13 protein-coding genes are annotated in these 19,221 nt (G+C 46.7%); 7 read left to right on the top strand and 6 right to left on the bottom strand.

The genetic code is table 11. The annotated features are described in order from the left end of the window. Positions 1–217: 217 nt before the first annotated feature. On the bottom strand, positions 218–1,702 hold the full coding sequence (locus tag ACZ2XM_RS06300; protein WP_490587550.1) for an aldehyde dehydrogenase family protein: 1,485 nt from the start codon (positions 1,700–1,702) through the stop codon (positions 218–220). A gap of 301 nt (positions 1,703–2,003) precedes the next feature. Here ACZ2XM_RS06300 and ACZ2XM_RS06295 point away from each other — a divergent pair, with 301 nt between their 5' ends. From ACZ2XM_RS06295 to ACZ2XM_RS06270, 6 genes are all read left to right on the top strand, one after another. Then, positions 2,004–2,654 carry a TetR/AcrR family transcriptional regulator gene (locus ACZ2XM_RS06295; protein WP_490587549.1) on the top strand — a complete coding sequence of 217 codons (651 nt, stop codon included), beginning with the start codon at positions 2,004–2,006 and terminating at the stop codon, positions 2,652–2,654. Positions 2,655–3,051: 397 nt separating this feature from the next. Next, positions 3,052–4,260 carry an iron-containing alcohol dehydrogenase gene (locus ACZ2XM_RS06290; RefSeq protein WP_490587548.1) on the top strand — a complete coding sequence of 403 codons (1,209 nt, stop codon included), beginning with the start codon at positions 3,052–3,054 and terminating at the stop codon, positions 4,258–4,260. 58 nt (positions 4,261–4,318) lie between these two features. Next, on the top strand, positions 4,319–5,383 hold the full coding sequence (locus ACZ2XM_RS06285) for an NADP-dependent oxidoreductase (protein ID WP_490587547.1): 1,065 nt from the start codon (positions 4,319–4,321) through the stop codon (positions 5,381–5,383). A 47-nt stretch (positions 5,384–5,430) separates the two neighbouring features. Next, positions 5,431–6,120 carry a type 1 glutamine amidotransferase domain-containing protein gene (locus ACZ2XM_RS06280; RefSeq protein WP_490587546.1) on the top strand — a complete coding sequence of 230 codons (690 nt, stop codon included), beginning with the start codon at positions 5,431–5,433 and terminating at the stop codon, positions 6,118–6,120. Positions 6,121–6,576: 456 nt separating this feature from the next. Then, positions 6,577–8,208, top strand: coding sequence for an MFS transporter (locus ACZ2XM_RS06275; protein ID WP_490587545.1), 1,632 nt, complete (start codon positions 6,577–6,579; stop codon positions 8,206–8,208). Positions 8,209–8,321: 113 nt separating this feature from the next. Further along, complete coding sequence (locus tag ACZ2XM_RS06270) at positions 8,322–9,647, top strand: HlyD family secretion protein (RefSeq protein ID WP_490587544.1); 1,326 nt, start codon at positions 8,322–8,324, stop codon at positions 9,645–9,647. A gap of 323 nt (positions 9,648–9,970) precedes the next feature. On the opposite strand, the gene pdxH is transcribed toward ACZ2XM_RS06270, so the two are convergent. From pdxH to cysS, 5 genes are all read right to left on the bottom strand, one after another. Beyond that, positions 9,971–10,621, bottom strand: coding sequence for a pyridoxamine 5'-phosphate oxidase (gene pdxH, locus ACZ2XM_RS06265; RefSeq protein ID WP_490587543.1), 651 nt, complete (start codon positions 10,619–10,621; stop codon positions 9,971–9,973). 175 nt (positions 10,622–10,796) lie between these two features. Beyond that, positions 10,797–12,161: a phosphoglucosamine mutase gene (glmM, locus tag ACZ2XM_RS06260; RefSeq protein ID WP_490587542.1), complete on the bottom strand. Its 1,365-nt coding sequence runs from the start codon at positions 12,159–12,161 to the stop codon at positions 10,797–10,799. A gap of 296 nt (positions 12,162–12,457) precedes the next feature. Beyond that, positions 12,458–13,930 carry an IMP dehydrogenase gene (gene guaB, locus ACZ2XM_RS06255; protein ID WP_490587541.1) on the bottom strand — a complete coding sequence of 491 codons (1,473 nt, stop codon included), beginning with the start codon at positions 13,928–13,930 and terminating at the stop codon, positions 12,458–12,460. A 248-nt stretch (positions 13,931–14,178) separates the two neighbouring features. Continuing rightward, positions 14,179–16,338: a mechanosensitive ion channel family protein gene (locus ACZ2XM_RS06250; RefSeq protein WP_490587540.1), complete on the bottom strand. Its 2,160-nt coding sequence runs from the start codon at positions 16,336–16,338 to the stop codon at positions 14,179–14,181. A gap of 362 nt (positions 16,339–16,700) precedes the next feature. Further along, entirely contained in the window at positions 16,701–18,158 is a 1,458-nt protein-coding gene (gene cysS, locus ACZ2XM_RS06245; protein ID WP_490587539.1) for a cysteine--tRNA ligase, read from the bottom strand. A gap of 283 nt (positions 18,159–18,441) precedes the next feature. Between cysS and ACZ2XM_RS06240 the strand changes: the two genes are divergently transcribed. Continuing rightward, positions 18,442–19,062 (top strand): cob(I)yrinic acid a,c-diamide adenosyltransferase, encoded by a 621-nt coding sequence (locus ACZ2XM_RS06240; RefSeq protein WP_490587538.1) that lies wholly within the window; start codon positions 18,442–18,444, stop codon positions 19,060–19,062. Positions 19,063–19,221: the final 159 nt, after the last annotated feature.

The raw sequence follows: 19,221 nt of genomic DNA, 5'->3' as shown, positions 1-19,221 counted from the left end.
TCGTTTATTATTTTTAACGGTCTATATTATGGGAATTTGTTACTCCGTTGACTGCTATCAGAATTTTTAACGTGGTTTTTAACGTGGTTTTTAATATGACTTTTAACATGACTTTTAATATGAGAATGTAAAGCGATTAGGCATAAAAAAAGGCCACCACAAGGATGACCAATTTGAAAATGACTAACGGGCTAAATCTGCTGCTACTTGACCACTTTTAGAACGGATAGTCGCGTGGCTTATGCTGCACTGAAATCCAATGCAAGGTAGTGAATTCTTCTAGTATCCACTCGCCATTAAAACGGCCAATCCCAGAGTTTTTCTCGCCACCAAAGGCCATAAAGCTTTCATCGTTCACTGAGATATCATTAATGTGGGTCATGCCCGCTTTGATACCCCGCGCGAAACGTAAACCTGTCGCCATATCTTTGGTAAATACGGCACTCGATAGACCATACATGGAGTCATTGGCAATCGATAGCGCGTCCGCCTCGTCTTTGGCGCGGATAATACCGACTAGAGGACCAAACACCTCATTCTTAGATAAATCCATCTCGCGGGTGACTTCGGTAAAGATATGCGGCGGCACCACCTGCCCTTGAATGTCACCGCTGAGAATCATCTTCGCGCCCTCTTCTTGAGCTTTGGCAATTTTCTCTTTTAACGACTCCAGTTGTTGCTTATTTATGATAGGGCCGACGGCAGTATCTGGCTGCGCAGGGTCACCGACTTTAAGGGTCTCGACATGCGCTTTAAAGCGGCTCACAAACTCATCGTAAAGGCTGTCTTCGACGATAATACGGTTAATGGCAATACAGATTTGACCTTGATGTAAAAATTTACCAAAGGCAGCGGCGCGTACAGCTTGCTCTAAATCGGCGTCTCTTAAGACGACAAACGGACTGTTGCCACCCAACTCTAGCGCGACTTGTTTAATATAGTCACCGCCATTGGCCAGCTTACCAATGTGTTTGCCCACGTCCGTTGACCCTGTAAATGAGACCAGACCCGGCACATCATGCTCGACGATAGCATCACCAATTTCACTACCAGCACCGACGACCACGTTGAGCAGACCTTTCGGCAGACCCGCTTCTTCAAATATTTTGGCCAATAGCAAACCACCCGTCACTGGGGTATCACTAGCTGGTTTCAGCACTACGGCATTACCCAAAGCTAAGGCTGGGGCAATAGAGCGCTGAGTAAGATGGAGGGGGAAGTTCCACGGGCTAATCACAGCGATGACGCCCATAGGCTCGCGGTAGATAAAGTTTTCTTTACCCGGGATGTTGGACGGGCGAATCTCACCGTGTACTCGACTTGGGAAGCTAGCCGCCTCTAGAGTAATGGCTCGCGCACTGCCCCACTCTACCATGGCCTTTACTTGGGTGCTGCCCGACTCTTTTACCAACCAATTGATAATCTCGTCTTGGCGTTGATCAAAGATATTAACGACGTTATAAAGCACTTGCGCACGTTCAGCCGGGGTTTTTTGCGCCCATTCTACCTGCGCTTTTTTCGCCTCTGCAAACGCTTCATTTAACTGGTCTTTCGTGGCTTGTTTAATTTCTACCAACGTCTCGCCATCATAAGGGTTGGTATCGGTATTGACGCTATCGTCTTTACCTTCTTGCCACTCACCCGCAATGTATTGCAGATTAAAGTCTTTATATGATTCTGAAGTTTTATTAGCGTTTGACATAATTATCCTTAGGTCTTGTTATTAAAGTTCTCAGTCTTAGCAACGGGTAATTCAAGCTATTATTCACTTAACCTTACCATAAGCGCCTTGCTAGACGACTGGTCTAATGCTACCATAAGTTCAATTAGTACAGGGTGGTATTATCCTAAAATAGTGTTGAGCGTACGTAAGCGCTAGAGCTCACGACACCCTATAAATGCATAACGATAAAGTTTATCTCTACACAACAGGTATACTCTGTCCCCTACTAAAGCCAATTTATAATTTATCTGATCTCTCCTATAAGGAGCATTGCCCTTTTATGATTATTACCGAAACCAAATTAGTCCCTGAAACCCCTAAGAAAACTGCTGTAAATACGGCCAACTCTGCCCCTAAAGACACTAAAGCCCATCTGCTAAATACGGGCTATCAATTGATTGCGAAAAAAGGCTTTACGGGTGTAGGCATCAAAGAAATATTAGATAATGCAGGCGTACCAAAAGGCTCGTTTTATCATTACTTTACTTCAAAAGAAGCCTTTGGCGAGGCCATCATCGCCCAGTACTTTGAGAAATATAGACAACGCTTAGATACTATTGCAGCTCAAGATGTGAGCGCGCAGCAGAAGATTTATGACTACTTTGAGCAGTGGTATGACACGCAACAATATGGCTGCGATGAAGGCCGTTGTTTAGTGGTCAAACTCAGTGCTGAGGTGGCCGATATCTCAGAGCCTATGCGAGAAGTACTCGCTAGCGGCTACCAACGAGTGATTGCTTGGTTGAGCACACAGATTAAAGCCGGTTGGGAAGATGGTTCGGTGCCACGCCCTGCGAATATTGCGGCAGAAAGCTTAGCAAAACGTTGGTATTACGCTTGGCTCGGCGCCAGCTTAATGGCAAAAACCAATCAGTCTAATACCCCACTCGCTGAAGTGTGGCAAATGACCACAACTGAGTTAGGCCGTTAGTCTCTAACCGATACTCAACCAATAGTGGCGCCATCATTACTGGCTTAGTTAATAGCATAGTTATTAACTAAGCTATCAGATATACCCCTATCTGACTATTTAGATAGGGGTCAATGTTCTTTATTTTTTACCTATCATTTAATAGCCGTCATATTTAATAGCCTTCACCCTTCCTACCCTTTATCTGAGCTATGCCAATAATAACGGCCCTTATTCACAAGTATGTTAGTTTTGTAAAATTATCTAATTTTACTAGACGACCGGTCTAATTGGTATACAATAGCGTCAAGTTAAACGACCTATTCAGTTGTTTATTCAATAATCATACGGTCTATTGACCCGCAAAAATAATCACCCAAAACTCATTATCAAATTCACCAACCTCTTTAGGAAATTTATGAATAACTTTCAATATTACAACCCCGTCCGTATCGTCTTTGGCGAAGGTCAAATCGAGCAATTGGCAGATTTAGTCCCTAATAACGCCCGTGTTCTTATTACTTATGGCGGCGGCTCTGCCCAACGTACGGGCACTCTAGATGAAGTCAAAAACGTTTTAAATAGCAATGGCGAGCGTAGTGTCTTTGAGTTTGGCGGTATCGAAGCCAATCCAGAGTTCACCACTTTGCTGAAAGCCGCCGACATGGTCAACGAACACGATATCGACTTCTTATTGGCGGTGGGCGGTGGCTCAGTGATTGATGGCAGTAAATTTGTCGCCTTAGTCGCGGGTCTGACCGAAGATGGCAGCAACACCGTATCGCGTGAGCAGGCATGGGACGCGCTAACCAGTGGTTGCAGAAGTCTAGATACTGCCATCGATTTGGGCGCCGTATTAACTATCCCAGCCACGGGCTCTGAGATGAACTCTGGCGGCGTCATCAACTATAGTGAGCGCAGTGCCAAGCTCCCCTTTGGCAACCCGTTAGTTTTCCCTAAATTCTCTATTCTTGACCCGACCAAGACTTTGACCTTGCCTGAGCGCCAAGTTATGAACGGTGTTGCGGATGCTTTCGTCCACGTCATGGAGCAGTACCTCACCTACCCAGTCAATGCCAAGGTGCAAGACGCCTTTGCCGAAGGTCTGCTAAAAATCCTTATTGAAGAAGGTATCGCCGTCAAAAACGACCCGACCAATATGGCTACCCGTAAAAACCTTATGTGGACCGCGACCATGGCGCTAAACGGCCTTATCGGTACGGGTGTGCCGCAAGACTGGACCACCCATATGATTGGTCATGAGCTGACCTCACTGCACGCTATCGACCATGCCCGTACCTTAACCATCGTATTGCCATCAGTGATGCGTGAGCTTAAAGACAGCAAAAAAGACAAGCTGTTGCAATACGCTCGCAATGTCTGGAACTTAGATACTGATGCGGAAAATACGCTCGATGAAGAGAGCTTAATTGAGCAAGCTATAGCTAAGACTGAAGCCTTTTTCCGTGAATTAGGCCTGCCTGTGAGCCTCACCGATGCTGAACTGGATGAGAGTGCTATCGAGCCTATCATTAAGCAATTAGAAGCGCATAAGATGGTCAAACTGGGTGAGCACCGCAGCAACGATTTAGAGGTGTCGCGTCGAATCTTACAACGTGCGGTCTAAACCCTAAGCCTACGCTCCTATATAAATGAAATAAATCAAAAATTAATAAGGAATAATTATGAGCTTTAATAACTCTAAACAAGCCGACCAACAAAACGACCAACAAAACCGTCAGATTAAACTGGCCAGTCGTCCTCATGGAAAGCCTACAACAGCAAACTTCGAATTTGCCACGGCAGCCATCCCTACCCCGAATGACAGCCAAATGCTGCTACGCACGCTTTATTTATCGTTAGACCCGTATATGCGCGGTCGTATGAGCGATGCCAAAAGCTATGCGGACCCTTTACAGGTTGGTGATGTGATGATGGGTGGTACTGTGGCGCAAGTCGTTGCCTCCAACGTTGATGGCTTTGCCGTAGGTGATTTGGTAGTGTCGAATTCAGGTTGGCAGGACTATAGTGTCAGTAATGGCGAGGGCGTAGTCAAGCTAGATAACAACATGCCCAATCCTTCTTATGGCCTCGGAGTACTGGGTATGCCTGGTTTTACTGGCTACATGGGCTTAACCGATATCGGCAAACCAAAAGCCGGCGAAACTCTAGTAGTGGCTGCGGCTACTGGTCCGGTTGGCGCTACCGTCGGCCAAGTCGGTAAGATTAAAGAACTCAATGTCATCGGTGTCGCCGGTGGTAAAGCAAAATGTGATTACGCTGTCAATGAATTGGGCTTTGATAAATGCCTAGACCATTATGCTGACGACTTCGCTGAGCAATTAGCAGCCGCCTGCCCGAATGGTATCGATATCTACTACGAAAACGTCGGTGGCAAAATCTTTGATGCTGTGCTGCCGCTATTGAACGCCCATGCCCGTATCCCTGTTTGTGGACTGGTCTCACAGTACAATGCTACTGAAACCCCCGAAGGTAAAGACCGTTTAGGCATGCTCATGTCCATGATTTTACGCCAACGCCTAACTGTGAAAGGCTTTATTATTTTTGAAGAATACGGCAATCATTTCCCAGAGTTCTTACAGACTATGGGCGATTGGGTAGCCACAGGTAAAGTCAAAACCAAAGAGCATATGGTCGATGGTTTAGAGCAAGCGCCACAAGGTTTTATCGATATGTTAGATGGCATTAATTTTGGTAAGACTGTGGTTAAAATCGCTGATCCTGCTTAAATTGATTATTAATACTGTATAACCATAATGGATAAAAAGGACTGATAATGAAAATTTTAATGGTATTAACCTCGCATGACCGTCTTGGCGATACGGGGGAGAAGACTGGCTTTTGGTTAGAAGAATTTGCCGCGCCGTATTACACTTTTAAAGATGCTGGTGTCGAGGTAACTTTAGCTTCTCCTGCAGGTGGTCAACCGCCCCTCGACCCAAAAAGCGATGCTGAAGATGCACAGACCGAAGCTACCAACCGCTTTAAAGCAGACACTGCTGCACAAGCTGATTTGGCTCATACTACGGTCTTGGCTGAAGTAAATGCGGCAGACTTTGATGCGGTATTCTATCCTGGCGGCCATGGTCCTTTATGGGATTTAGCCATCGATCAAAACTCTATCGCCTTAATTGGAAACTTTGTGCAGCAAGATAAACCTGTGGCCTTCGTCTGCCATTCACCTGCGGCCCTAAAAAATGTCAAAGTGGACGGCGAGTATTTAGTGAAAGGCAAAAAAGTCACCGGTTTTAGCAATAGCGAAGAAGCAGGCGTTGGCTTGACCGACGTGGTACCTTTCTTATTGGAAGATGCTCTCAAAGACAATGGCGGCCAGTATGAAAAAGGCGCGGATTGGGAGTCGTATGTGGTAGAAGACGGCCTGTTAATCACGGGGCAAAACCCAGGGTCTTCAGCTGATACCGCCAAGCAGTTATTAAATAAACTCGATAGCAAAAACAATCAGTAAGTGTCAATCAGTAAGCGCTAATCAGCTAAGATTTTTTAGTAGATAATAGGGCTAGGCAGTTGTCATTAGCAGAAGTCAGCTAGTTATGCTGTCTCCAACGGCATTCTTGGCGTCTCATTGGCGCAGAAGAATGCCGTTTTTTATTGTAATTACGTACCTTTAGCACGGTATAATATCCAATGTTTTTCGTATTGACTAAAATTGTATTGGCCTATAATGAACCTCTACCCACCCGCTTGAGCCCACTGCACACTTTGCACTCATAATCGCTAAGACTTAAAGCTATTAAAATTCAAAGCTACTAGAACTTAAAGCCAATAAATAAAAAAAGCTAGTCCACAAAAAATTAAAATATCAGCCTGCTTAGGCTATTTTAATTACCAGCCTATCTGTTATGGCAACCTCCTATTTTTTGCATTATCGCCTTCTTATTACCCAGGTAAGTATTTACGCCTTATGAGTACGGATTATCAATTTAAGCCCCACGAACAGCCTATCATGGTCGGCTCCCCTGCCAACCCTGATCATCCCACCTCGCGTAAATTTTGGTATCTCACGGTTGGTATCCTGATTGGTCTCACCGCTGGCTTTCAAAATGGTTTATTGGTGGCGAACCTAAATCAAATCCAAGGTCAGTTTGGCCTAACCCCGGTAGAGGGTGGTTGGATATCCGTGGCCTATAATATTACCAATGCTTGTATCACCGTATTGCTTTATAAAATTCGCCAGCAGTTTGGGATTGCCTTATTTACCAAGGCTGCTTTACCCATTTTATTGTTTGCCAACGCTCTGCAATGGTTTGCCAGCAGTGATTTATTCCTATCCGACACTGTGCCTCTCTTTGTTTGGTTAGATGCCTATTATTTAGAGATTATCGCCCGCGGTTTGAGCGGCATCGTGGCCAGTGCCATGACCATCTTATCGATATTTTATTGCCTGCAAGGGATGCCCACTGCAAAGCGTATTAGCGGCCTTATTTTAGGCTTTGGCTTATTACAGTTTGGCGTGCCGCTATCGCGTATTATCACGCCTTATCTGGCCATTGATGGTCAACTTGATACTTTATTTATGTTTCAGTTCGGATTATCGCTGCTGTGTTTCAGCGCCATTAGTCTGCTGGATTTGCCCCAAGGCATGACCGAGAAAGTCTTTGAAAAATTAGATTTTGTCAGCTTTGGTTTTATTGCCATTGGGCTAGCGGCATTGGCCGTCTTCTTAGTACAGGGCCGGATTCTTTGGTGGGATACGCCTTGGCTGAGCCTACCTCTGTTGATAGCTTTTATCTGTATCAGTATTGGCATGTGGATTGAGACCCACCGCAAAAAACCCATGCTACAAGTGCGCTGGATGCGCAGTCGCACAATTATCGCCTTCATGATTACTGGAGCTGCCGTACGACTATTGCTCTCCGAGCAAACGGTGGGCGCGGCTGGCCTGCTCAGCATATTGGGCTATGGCAACGATCAATTGATTGGTTTTTATGGCATTATTTTAGCCGCTAGTGCGCTGTCTTTAGTGATTAGCGCTTGGCGCACCAATGCTACGGAACTGCGACGCCCCGTCATCTTTGCGGTAGCGTTGATTGCTATTGGCTCATGGCTCGACACAAGTGCCTCTCTGAATTCCACGCCCGAAATGTTTTATTTCAGTCAGTTTTTGATTGCCTTCGCCGCTATTTACTTTATGGGGCCGCTGGTGTTTGAAGGGATGTTCCGTGCTATCGCGAACGGTCCTGCTTACATTATTAGTTTCTCTGTCATTTTTGGTATTTCACAGACCGTCGGAGGTCTAGCAGGGGCGGCTGGTATTCAAGCGTTCACTACGATACGCACGCAAACCTATTATGCGGACATGGTGAGCTCTATGGTGGCTAATCCTGCCCCTACGCCGCAGATATTGCAAGGCATTAAACAGCAGGCTACCGTCGCCGCTTATAGCGATTTATTTTTTATAATTGCCGTGGTCAGTACTATTACGGCCATCATACTGTCCATAAATTATGCCTATTACCGTTATAAAAAACTTAATCCTTTGGCTAAAGAATTGGCCGCATTGGCCAAAATGCGCGAAGGTAAAGAAGCTAAATAGCCGCTCGCTAGCGGTATAATGACCCTCGTTATTACAACCAGATATTACATCAGCCACTACAACAGCTATTACCCCCATTTTATTATATTAATTATCATTACTAGGAGATTTCCATGAGCCAAACGCCTAAAGAGGACTCCGCTGCAGTCAAGGCACAGAACCAGGCACAAGATTTGGCTCAGCCGCACAATTCGCCTGCCGAGCAGCAGCCAGCAGAGCGTACGGATAGCGATATGGCTGCGGTCAGCATACCTATCACTAAAGAGGAAACTGAGCAAACAGAGACTGCCACAGACAGCGAGCGCTCAGAGATTGATCCCAATGTGAAAGACGACGCTACGGCCCCCCGTAAGGAGCCTATTCCCTCCGCTACCGGATGGTCGCCGAAGAAAAAATCTTTAATTAGTCTAATTGCCCTTATCAGCTTGCTAGTTATCGGCACGCTAATCATCTTATACGCTTGGAAACTACCGCCATTTATTCCTACGGTACAGCAGACCGACAACGCCTTTATTAAAGGCAAAACGACCATTATTAGCCCGCAAATCTCAGGTTATGTAACCGACGTGATGGTGGGTGATTTTGAATCGGTAAAAGCTGGGGATGTGCTAGTCAAAATAGATGACCGTAATTTTGCTCAGCAGTTGCAGCAAGCCCAAGCTAATATTGATATCTCCTTGACGGATTTAGCATCCAACTCGCAAGATACAGGAGCAAGCCAAGCTCAGATTGATGCTCGCATGGCAGATTTAAATAGTGCGAAAGTAAAAGTCGCTAGTGCCCAAGCAGACGTCGCCCGCTATCAAGGCTTGTTAGAGATTGGGGCGGTATCAGAAGCGGAAGTGATGCATACCAAAGCGCAATTGGCGCAAGCACAAGCCGGTGTCGAGCAAGCGAAAGCCAATGTCGAAGTAGCCGTTGAAGCCGCCACTAAGACCACAGGCAGTAAATCTTCACTAGATGCCAAAGTAAAAAGTGCGGAAGCTGCCGCCAAACAAGCCCAAATTGGTTTAGAAAATACCATCATCAAAGCGCCAGAATCGGGTCAGCTCAGTCAAGTGACTGTCAAGCCGGGACAGTTCGTCAATGCCGGTACGCAATTAATGTACATCGTCCCTGATGGGGTGTGGGTGATTGCTAACTTTAAAGAGACCCAGGTCAAAAACATCCAGGTGGGTGAAGCGGCGACGATACGAGTGGATGGTCTAGGTGGTCAAAACTTTACTGGGCATGTCAGCAGCCTTTCACCAGCGACTGGTAGTGAGTTAAGTGCGGGTGCCGCCAACCCAGCGACTGGCAATTATATTAAAGTGGCACAAAGAATCCCTGTGCGCATCGACCTCGACCCCAAACAGAATAATCTAGAGCAACTGCGTCCGGGCATGTCGGTTGTGGCTAGCGTGGATACTCAGTCTAAGGGTGTGGTTAAGAGTAATTAGCCTATTGACACTATATATTGAGAAAATTATAAAACATCTGAGTTATGAATCTGAGTCTAATTCATTAAAGTTGTCGAATTCCATATCAATCCCCTTTATTTATAAGTAGAGACTAGGCCAAACACCCACAGTATTTATGAAAAATCGCCCCCTCCTTTTCTAAAGGAGGGTTGGGGAGGATTTAGGGGCTGGGGTGGATTTATCTTTGCTAATTCAACCAACCATTATTAATGCGTCCTCAATAAAAACACCCCTATATCACACGATAAGGGGTGTTTTTTATTGGCGCGGAAAAAAGTAATGAGCTAAGCCATCTTATTCATTTAAGGCAATAACCGACTCGTAGTCCAAGTCGCATCCGCCTGTTTACTATAAACAATACGGTCGTGCATACGATTGGCACGGCCTTGCCAAAACTCAATCTCTGTAGCGACTAACTCATAACCGCCCCAAAATTCAGGAGTAGGAATCTCACTGCCTTCAGGGAAGCGCTGTAGCAAGTCATTAAAGTTAGCCTCCATGATCTCTCTAGAGGCCACTTCACCACTTTGCGGCTCACTTACCCAAGCGGCAAGCTGACTGTCGCGCGGACGCTTATGGAAATAGGCATAGGTCTTAGCCGCAGCGACTTTAGCGATTTTGCCACGAACACGGACTTGGCGCTGCATCTCATGCCAAAAGAACAATACTTCTGCTTGCGGATTGTCCGCAATATCTTGGCCTTTGGCACTGTCATAATTGGTATAAAAAACAACCCCTGCCTCAGTAATCTCACGCATCAATACGATGCGGACGCCGGGCTGACCATCGCTACCACAAGTGGCCAGGCTCATCGCATAAGGCTCTGGTGCGCCCTGCTCTATCGCTTCTGCGACCCAGTGTTGCAATAGCGGTAAAGGCAATTCAGGTAAGGTGCTAGCGTCTAACTCACCTTTTTCATAAGACAATCTTTGATCAGAAAAATCAGTACTCATAAACGGCTCCACTGGCTAGCTACCTCTATAGCAAATAGCGGCTTTAAGAAGGGCTAGCGCACTCTAATAGGACTTAATACGGGGCTAGTTATAGCAGCGGTATTGAGCTCAATAACGGCATTTAATTTAACTTAGCTTAGCTTAGCTCAGCTTAGCTTAGACTAATAACGGTAATTTAACCCAATACCGTACGGATTCTATCCGCCAGTTTATTAGCGACCATATCGCATTCAATCTTATCGTCTGACTCGACCATTACTCGGATGACCGGCTCTGTGCCCGATTTACGAATGAGTAAACGGCCACGCCCGGCCAATTGCTGCTTGTAGCCGGCAATCATTTCAGCCAACTCAGCATTATCATAAGGGTCCTGCATCTTGCTCAACCGTACATTTACCAACTCTTGCGGCAATAAGGTAAAGCCTTCGGTTAATTGTCCTAGCGTCTTGTCCGTTTGCTTCATGACCGCCAACACTTGCAACGCAGCTACGATAGCATCACCTGTACGGCTCTTATCTAAACATAGCACGTGACCCGAGGGCTCACCGCCGAGTATCCAATCATTGGCCTCGAGTTTTTGCATGACATAACGATCGCCCACATTCGCCCGCTCAAAACCAATATCCGCTTTATTAAAGGCCAGCTCTAATGCCATATTGGTCATTAGCGTGCCCACGACTCCGGCAACGGGTCTTCCTGTTTGCGTGGCAAGGACATAGAGAATGCCATCACCATCCACAAGGTTGCCGTTTTCGTCGACCATGACGATACGATCCCCATCACCATCTAGCGCGATACCGACATCGGCATTGTGCTCTTGTACTGCAGCTTGCAGGCTATCAGGATGGGTAGAGCCGCACTCATCATTGATATTCACCCCATTCGGCGTGTTGTGCAGTGGGATGACAGTAGCGCCAAGTTCCCGCAGTACACGCGGCCCTACGCTGTAGCCGGCACCATTGGCACAGTCGATGACTATGGTCATGCCATTGAGGTCATATTGATAAGGGAAACTGCCTTTGCAGAATTCGATATAGCGACCTTTAGCATCATCCACTCGGCGGTTTTTGCCCAACTCTGCCGGATTATCAATCGGCATCAATTCATTACTGCCATCAGCGCTCATGATAGCGTCTAACTTCGCATTGATAGCCTCTTGCATGCTGTCAGACAGCTTGCGACCATCCGCAGAAAATAGCTTGACGCCATTGTCTTGATACGGATTATGTGACGCTGAAATCACTACGCCTGCATCCGCATTAAAGCTGCGTGTTAAATGAGCAATAGCTGGGGTGGGCAATGGACCGAGCATATACACATCTACGCCCGCCGCATTAAAACCCGCTTGCAGAGCCGCTTCGATGACATAACCCGAGAGCCGCGTATCTTTACCAATGAGGACGCAAGGCTTGCGGCCCGGATACGTGTTACTTTCAATGAGCACTTGGCCCGTGACATAGCCGAGCTTGAGCATAAAGTCAGGCGTAATAGGCGCCTGTCCAAATTGACCACGGATGCCATCGGTACCAAAATAACTCATAAATAACTGTCCTTTTTTATAGGGTTAATGGCCAGCCTGCCCGATTTATCAGACAAGATGACCTATTAAATAATGCTTTGATTAAATAATACTTTAATAGTGGATTGCTACTCTTTACTAGCCACTTATAGCAGCATTTATTAAAGTCATTGTATAAAAAAACAGCCAACAAAGCACTTAACTTGTTGGCTGTTCTAGTAGCAGCAGTCACCAAAGTATTTAGCACTACCTTAGCACAGTTACTGCCGCCTTAATTACTACTATATTGACACCTTTATACAGGCAATGAGCCCATATTAATTCACCCGATAGTTCGGCGCTTCTTTGGTGATCTGCACGTCATGGACATGCGACTCTTTCATACCCGCTGAAGTCACCTTAATGAACTGCGGCTTGCTGCGCATATCGCTGATAGTACCACAGCCGGTATAGCCCATTGATGAGCGCAGACCGCCCACCAATTGGTTGACGATACCGTTGACTGGGCCTTTATAAGGGACGCGACCTTCGATGCCTTCTGGTACCAATTTTTCCACGCCGTCTTTAGCGTCTTGGAAATAACGGTCAGACGAGCCATTTTGACCGGACATCGCGCCTAAGCTGCCCATACCGCGGTAGGCTTTATAATAACGGCCTTGGAACAATTCAACTTCGCCTGGCGCCTCTTCGGTACCGGCCAATAGCGAGCCGACCATGATGCAAGAGGCACCGGCAGCGATAGCTTTGGCCATATCACCAGAGAAGCGGATACCGCCATCAGCGATTAAAGGAATAGTATCTTTTAGCGCGCTTGCCACATTATCGATGGCTGAAATCTGCGGTACACCAATACCAGCGATGATACGCGTGGTACAGATAGAGCCAGGGCCAATACCTACTTTCACAGCATCTGCACCAGCATCTCTGAGCGCTAGCGCGGCATCACCGGTAGCGATATTACCGCCGATTACTTGGATGTGCGGGAAAGTTTTTTTGATCCAAGCCACTCTATCAATCACGCCTTTAGAGTGACCATGCGCGGTATCGACGATAATCACATCAACGTCGGCTTCCACTAGCGCAGATACACGCGACTCAGTCTCAGCACCGGTACCAACCGCAGCGCCTACCCGCAAGCGACCTTGGGCGTCTTTACAAGCATTCGGGTTGTTTTCCGCTTTGCTAAAGTCATTTACGGTAATAAGGCCACGTAGGTTGAAGTCATCATCGATAACGACGACTTTTTCGATACGATGTTCGTGCAGCAATTTTTTGATATTTTCGTTGCTCTCGCCTTCTTTCACCGTGACCAGCTTGTCTTTTGGGGTCATGACATTGCTAACCGGCTGCGACAAATTGGTCTCAAAGCGTAAGTCACGATGGGTGACGATACCGACGACTCTTTCTGTGCCACGCTCTACCACTGGTACACCAGAGATATTATTGTCTTGCGTAATTCTTAAGAGCTCACCGACGGTCATCTCAGGATGTACAGTAATAGGATCTACCACGGTACCGGCTTCGAATTTTTTCACGCGGCGTACTTGGGTCGCTTGCTTACTGATATCCATATTTTTATGCAGAATACCCATACCACCAAGCTGTGCCATAGTGATGGCCATCTCAGATTCGGTTACGGTATCCATAGCAGCAGAAATAAGTGGCAAGTTTAAGGTAATGTCACGAGTTAGGCGGGTCGAAAGATTAGCAGATTTTGGCAGGATTTCAGAATAGGCGGGCAACAACAATACATCATCAAAGGTTAAAGCTTCATCGACAATTCGCAACATACATACCCCTTAGCGTGGTCATGGTCATTTGGGAATGAGCCGGCAGCGGTAATGAATGCTAATAGATTCACAATACCCTATTGCTGACTCATTTAAATAACGCCATATTATACCAAACTATGAGAGTAATCGCATGACATATTTCAGATTTTGCCGGTGACCTTGACAGAACGTATACCAAAAATCAGACCGATAAAACCTTGCCATTACTGCGGTTATAGACCCGTCATCCTCGCTGTTTAGCACATTTACTCATTTGTTTCCGCTGGAGTAGCCGCTACCTCACCCGTTATTTGGGACGGCTTGAAAGTAATTCTTTCCGTGGGCAGATAAGCGCTTTGGTCTTGATCAAGATACTGCAGCATCGTTTCACGCACGGCACATTCTAGCGCGAAAGCATCCTTAGGATTATCAGAGGCCACCTTACCACGCAGCTTAATGGTGCGCTCCGTCACCGAGTGCACCAACAGCTCCGGTTCGGTCTCGCCATCCCATAACTCATGGGCGCTCACTACGGCTTTAAATTTGTCGCGAATCTTGGCAATATCAGCCCCATAATCCACGTATAAATACACCACGCAAGCTTGATGCACATCAGTATGCGACCAGTTTTCTAAGACTTCCGTGACAAAATACCGCATCGGCACAATGAGGCGGCGCTCATCCCAAGCCAATAACACCGCATAGGTATAGCGCAAGTCCTCAATCGTGCACCAGTCGCCCTCTAAAATCACGGTATCGCCGATACGGATTGGCTGGGTAACCGCTACTAAAACCCCCGCAATAATATTGCCCAAAATAGGCTGCGCAGCGATACCAATCACCGCTCCTGCAATACCCGCAGAGGTCAATAAAGTTTTGCCCAAGCCTTCTATATTGGTAAATTCGCTCAGACCAATCCAAAAGCCTCCCAGTATCATGGCAAAGATAAAGATACGGCGAAATATGGACAGGTAAGTACGGTGGCGGCGCTCGGTATGAAACTGCTCTTCATCCAAACTTTCTATTTGTAAGTCTTGATAGCGATTGGCAAAAAAGTTGATGGTACGAATACCTAGCCATAAGGTGACAATCACCAACCCTATCCAAACGATGGCTCGCGTTGAAGAGGCTACAGCATCCACATAAGGATAAGCACCTGAGACCAGCGCAAACACTAAGGTAAAACTAATGGTAAAGGTGAGCGGTACAATCAGCTTATTAACCAAATCAGGCAGGCTGTCTTTTTTAGTACGGATGGGATTATCCACATCTTTATCATCGGCATACCAGTTTATAATCTTGCCAGCGGCACTACTAAGTAACCAGCCTAAGCCCAAAGTCACCGTAAAGAAAAATACTAGCGCCAGATACTCCCAAATGGCTATACCAAAAAAGCGTGCGGTTAACCAATTGGGCAAATACTTCGCAAATTCAGCAGGTTTATGCTGGTCGTAGAGCATCTCGATATTCTCTACCGTTTGCGCAGAGAAGACCCACATGGGGGCGCCTTTCCCTACCCGTACTCGCTCTAAAAACAGCGGCACCCGGCGCGAGTCGTAATCGATATAGCCCAGCTTAATCGAGCGTCTAGGAATGCCATCAATGCTGCTGGTACTGCCTAGCGGGGGCTCGACCAAGCCATCGGGACGATCTGGGATAGCATCAAATAAATACAGCTCTTTTTCGGTCAATAAGAAGTCTAGCTTGCGCACCAACTCACCGGCTTTAGAGCTTTGTACTTTTTTATCGATTAAGTTCATGTTTAGAGCATAAGCGGCCAGCGCAAACTTCTTTTGGATAATAGCCGTTTGAAAAAACTCTAAGGTAGATAACGGAGTTTGCAGATTGACGGGACGCTCTAAGACTGGCAAGCCCGCATTCAGTTCAGACAATTCGTAATAAGCAGCGTTATAGTCCCCCGTTAAAGAGGGCTCTGCCTGCAGGCTATACGTTTGCTCCTGCGTACTTTCTCCTATAGCAGCGGCCGTTTCACTGAGCTCTACGCCCACTTCTTCAGTAGCCGGCTCCGTACCATTGAGCTTACGCTTGATCTTTTGCTCCACCTCGTGAGCTTGCTGCTCGACATACTCTCCCAAATTATCAGGGGTATTGCTGACAGGTTTAGGGGCCGATAAAGCCTCTTTCGCCCCGGTTTTATGCTCAGGGTTGCTGATGATATCTTGGCTGTGGTCTTGTACTCTATTAGTGGATTGGCGGCCATCGATGATAACGGCGCGTGATGCCGTATCCGGTTGATTTTCCGCAACTGCTTTTAGCGGCAACGAGCCCATAATTAAAGTGAAAACTAGCAACAACGCCGTATAAATAAACCCCGAATCAACGGAGTAAAAAGCCGCACTTTTTTCCTTTACCGCACTCGTTTGATAGGCAGTCGCCGCTATTACCTTGGTTTTACCCACACTCATCATCATTTACCTTATTGCCCACTCTAAACGTTACTTACCCTGAATTTTTAATCTCAGCCTATAGCTAAGGGCTAGCCTTACCATATGCCAGCTACCCTTATTACAGGAAATCTTAACCCATAAAATTTGCAAACCTTGTAAAATTCGCCAAAACCTTACGGCAAGCAAGCTTATAGTACGCTAATAGCCTGTGTAGCATGGATAATAACTGATTAAATGCCTATTTTACTATGTAAACTCGTCGTGGCTAAAACTGACTAAGACAGACTTTTTAGACAGAAAAAAGCCAGCATAAGCTGGCTTTAGAGGTACTACAATAAAGGAACTACAATTAAAATAGTGGTGTTGATTGACTCGAACGCTTAAGCGCGGCGCCAAGTGGTACCAGCACGGCTGTCTTCTAATTCTATCCCAGCGTCTTTAAGTTGCTCGCGAATCTCATCGGCACGGGCAAAGTTTTTATTCGCCTTAGACTCAGCACGCTCGATAATTAAAGCATCAATTTCAGCATCCGCTAGACCCGCTTCTGCAGGCTCACCAATAACTGCCTGTAAGAAACTTTGTGAGGGCAGCTGTAGCACATTTAACACCTGCGCTAAGGCTTTAAGAATTAATGCTTGCTCACGGGCAGCGGCCATATCTTCCGCTTTGACCGCTTTATTAATATCACGTGCCAAGCCAAACAGCACACTAACCGCTTGCGCTGAGTTAAAGTCATCGTTCATAGCGGCGGTAAAGGCTATGCCAGCGTCACTGTTATAAGCCTTGCGGATAGTCTCTTCGCTCACTACTAACGCTTGGCCACCTTGCTCGGCCGCTTTAAGCGCTTGATACAGTCTACTTAGGCTATTATGCGCCTCATCTAACGCGCTATCTGAGAAGTTTACCTGACTGCGGTAGTGACTCGATAATAAGAAAAACCGCACCGTCTCCGCATGATACTTGGCGATGACATCACGAATGGTAAAAAAGTTGCCCAAAGATTTAGACATCTTTTCACCATCGACATTGATAAAGCCAACGTGCATCCAGTGGCGGGCATAGTCACAGCCAGTGCTCGCTTCAGATTGGGCGATCTCGTTTTCATGGTGGGGAAACTGTAGATCGTGGCCGCCGCCATGAATATCAAAGGTATTGCCAAGGCAATCGGTCGACATGGCCGAGCACTCAATATGCCAACCAGGACGGCCTTGACCCCAAGGAGACGCCCACTGTGGCTCGCCAGGTTTGGCGGCTTTCCACAATACGAAATCAAAAGGATTGTGCTTTTGCGACTCGACCTCGACCCGTGACCCTGCCTGCATATCGGCAAGCTTACGCCCAGACAGCTTGCCATAGCCGTCAAATTTCTCCACAGCATAGTAGACATCGCCATTGTCGGCAGGGTAAGCATAATCGCTATCGACCAAGGTCTGAATCATGCTTTGCATATTATCAATATAGTCGGTGGCACGCGGTTCGGCATCAGGCGCAGCACAGCCTAGTGCGGTCTCATCCTCATGCATCGCGTCGATAAAGCGTTGGGTAAGAGCGCCAATCTCTTCGCCATTTTGCGCAGCGCGAGTGATAATTTTGTCATCAATATCAGTGATATTGCGCACATAATTGACCTCATAACCGAGCTGACGCAACCAACGGGTAATCACATCAAACGACACCATAACCCGCGCGTGACCCACGTGACAGTAGTCGTAGACGGTCATACCACACACGTACATGCCAATTTTGCCCGCGGTCATGGGCACAAAGGTCTGCTTTTGAGAGGTCATTGAGTCGTAGATGCTCAAATTAGGCATCGCGTCGGTCAGCGCTACGGGCATAGGAAGATGGCCTTATTAAAAATAAATGGGGTTACTGATTTAGCATCGCTATCTTAGCGAAATTGCCCCAAAAATGCCATGGATGCCGGCATATTCCTTATGAATTTGCCACCAAGCGCACACGAGCATGGCATTGCTTGGCCTGCCCCCTTATAATCAACGCTACATAATCAACGCTACGTAATCAATGCCACTTTATAACAGCTACTCTTTTCTACACACTTGATTTAAGCACAACTTTATTTAAGCAAATTTTTAATATAACTCACCACATGGATTATTTATGGGCAACCGTTTAAGCAAAATTTATACCAAGACCGGCGATGATGGCAGCACCGGTATGGCCGATGGCAGCCGCGTCAGTAAAGCGGATTTATTATTTGAGGTCATGGGCGATATTGATGAGCTCAATTCACAAATCGGCTTAGTGCGCTCCTATTATCAGCTAGCAGATAGCGCGGCGGCTAATGCGGATTTGACCGACCATATGGCGCAACTGGACGCGCCTGACTTTGGCCAAGTCCTGCAGATTATTCAACACCTGCTATTTAATTTAGGCGGTGAGCTTGCCATGCCAGAATACCCTGGGGTTAGCGAAGCCCATACCCACTGGCTAGAGCAGCAAATCGATGCTATGAATGCTCACTTGCCGCCACTAAAAGACTTTATTCTCCCCACCGGCTCGGTGTTGGTCAGTCAACTGCACATCGCCCGTTGTGTTTGCCGCCGTGCTGAGCGTCATGGCGTGGCCTTACGCCAACATAACCCCGCAGCCATTCGCGCCTCTGCGCTAGCTTTTGTGAATCGGCTATCCGACTGGCTGTTTGTTGCCTCACGCTTCTGCTGTGCCCCTGCGCAGCGTCAAGAAGTGTTATGGGATGCCAAAGTCTTACAGGACCTTTAGTCTGGCGGCTATTGCGGCAGCTTAGTCCAATAAAAGTCGCTATAGACTATAGATAGCAAATCGCTATAAAAAAAGGGTAACGTCTATACGCTACCCTCTTTTAATTATGAATTATTAGCCTGAGCCATTATCTGGCTGGTCTAATCTTGTATTAAAATC

The sequence above is a fragment of the Psychrobacter sp. CoH-33_TS_01 genome (genome assembly GCF_058189395.1).
This window is presented reverse-complemented; position numbering and strand designations above follow the sequence as displayed.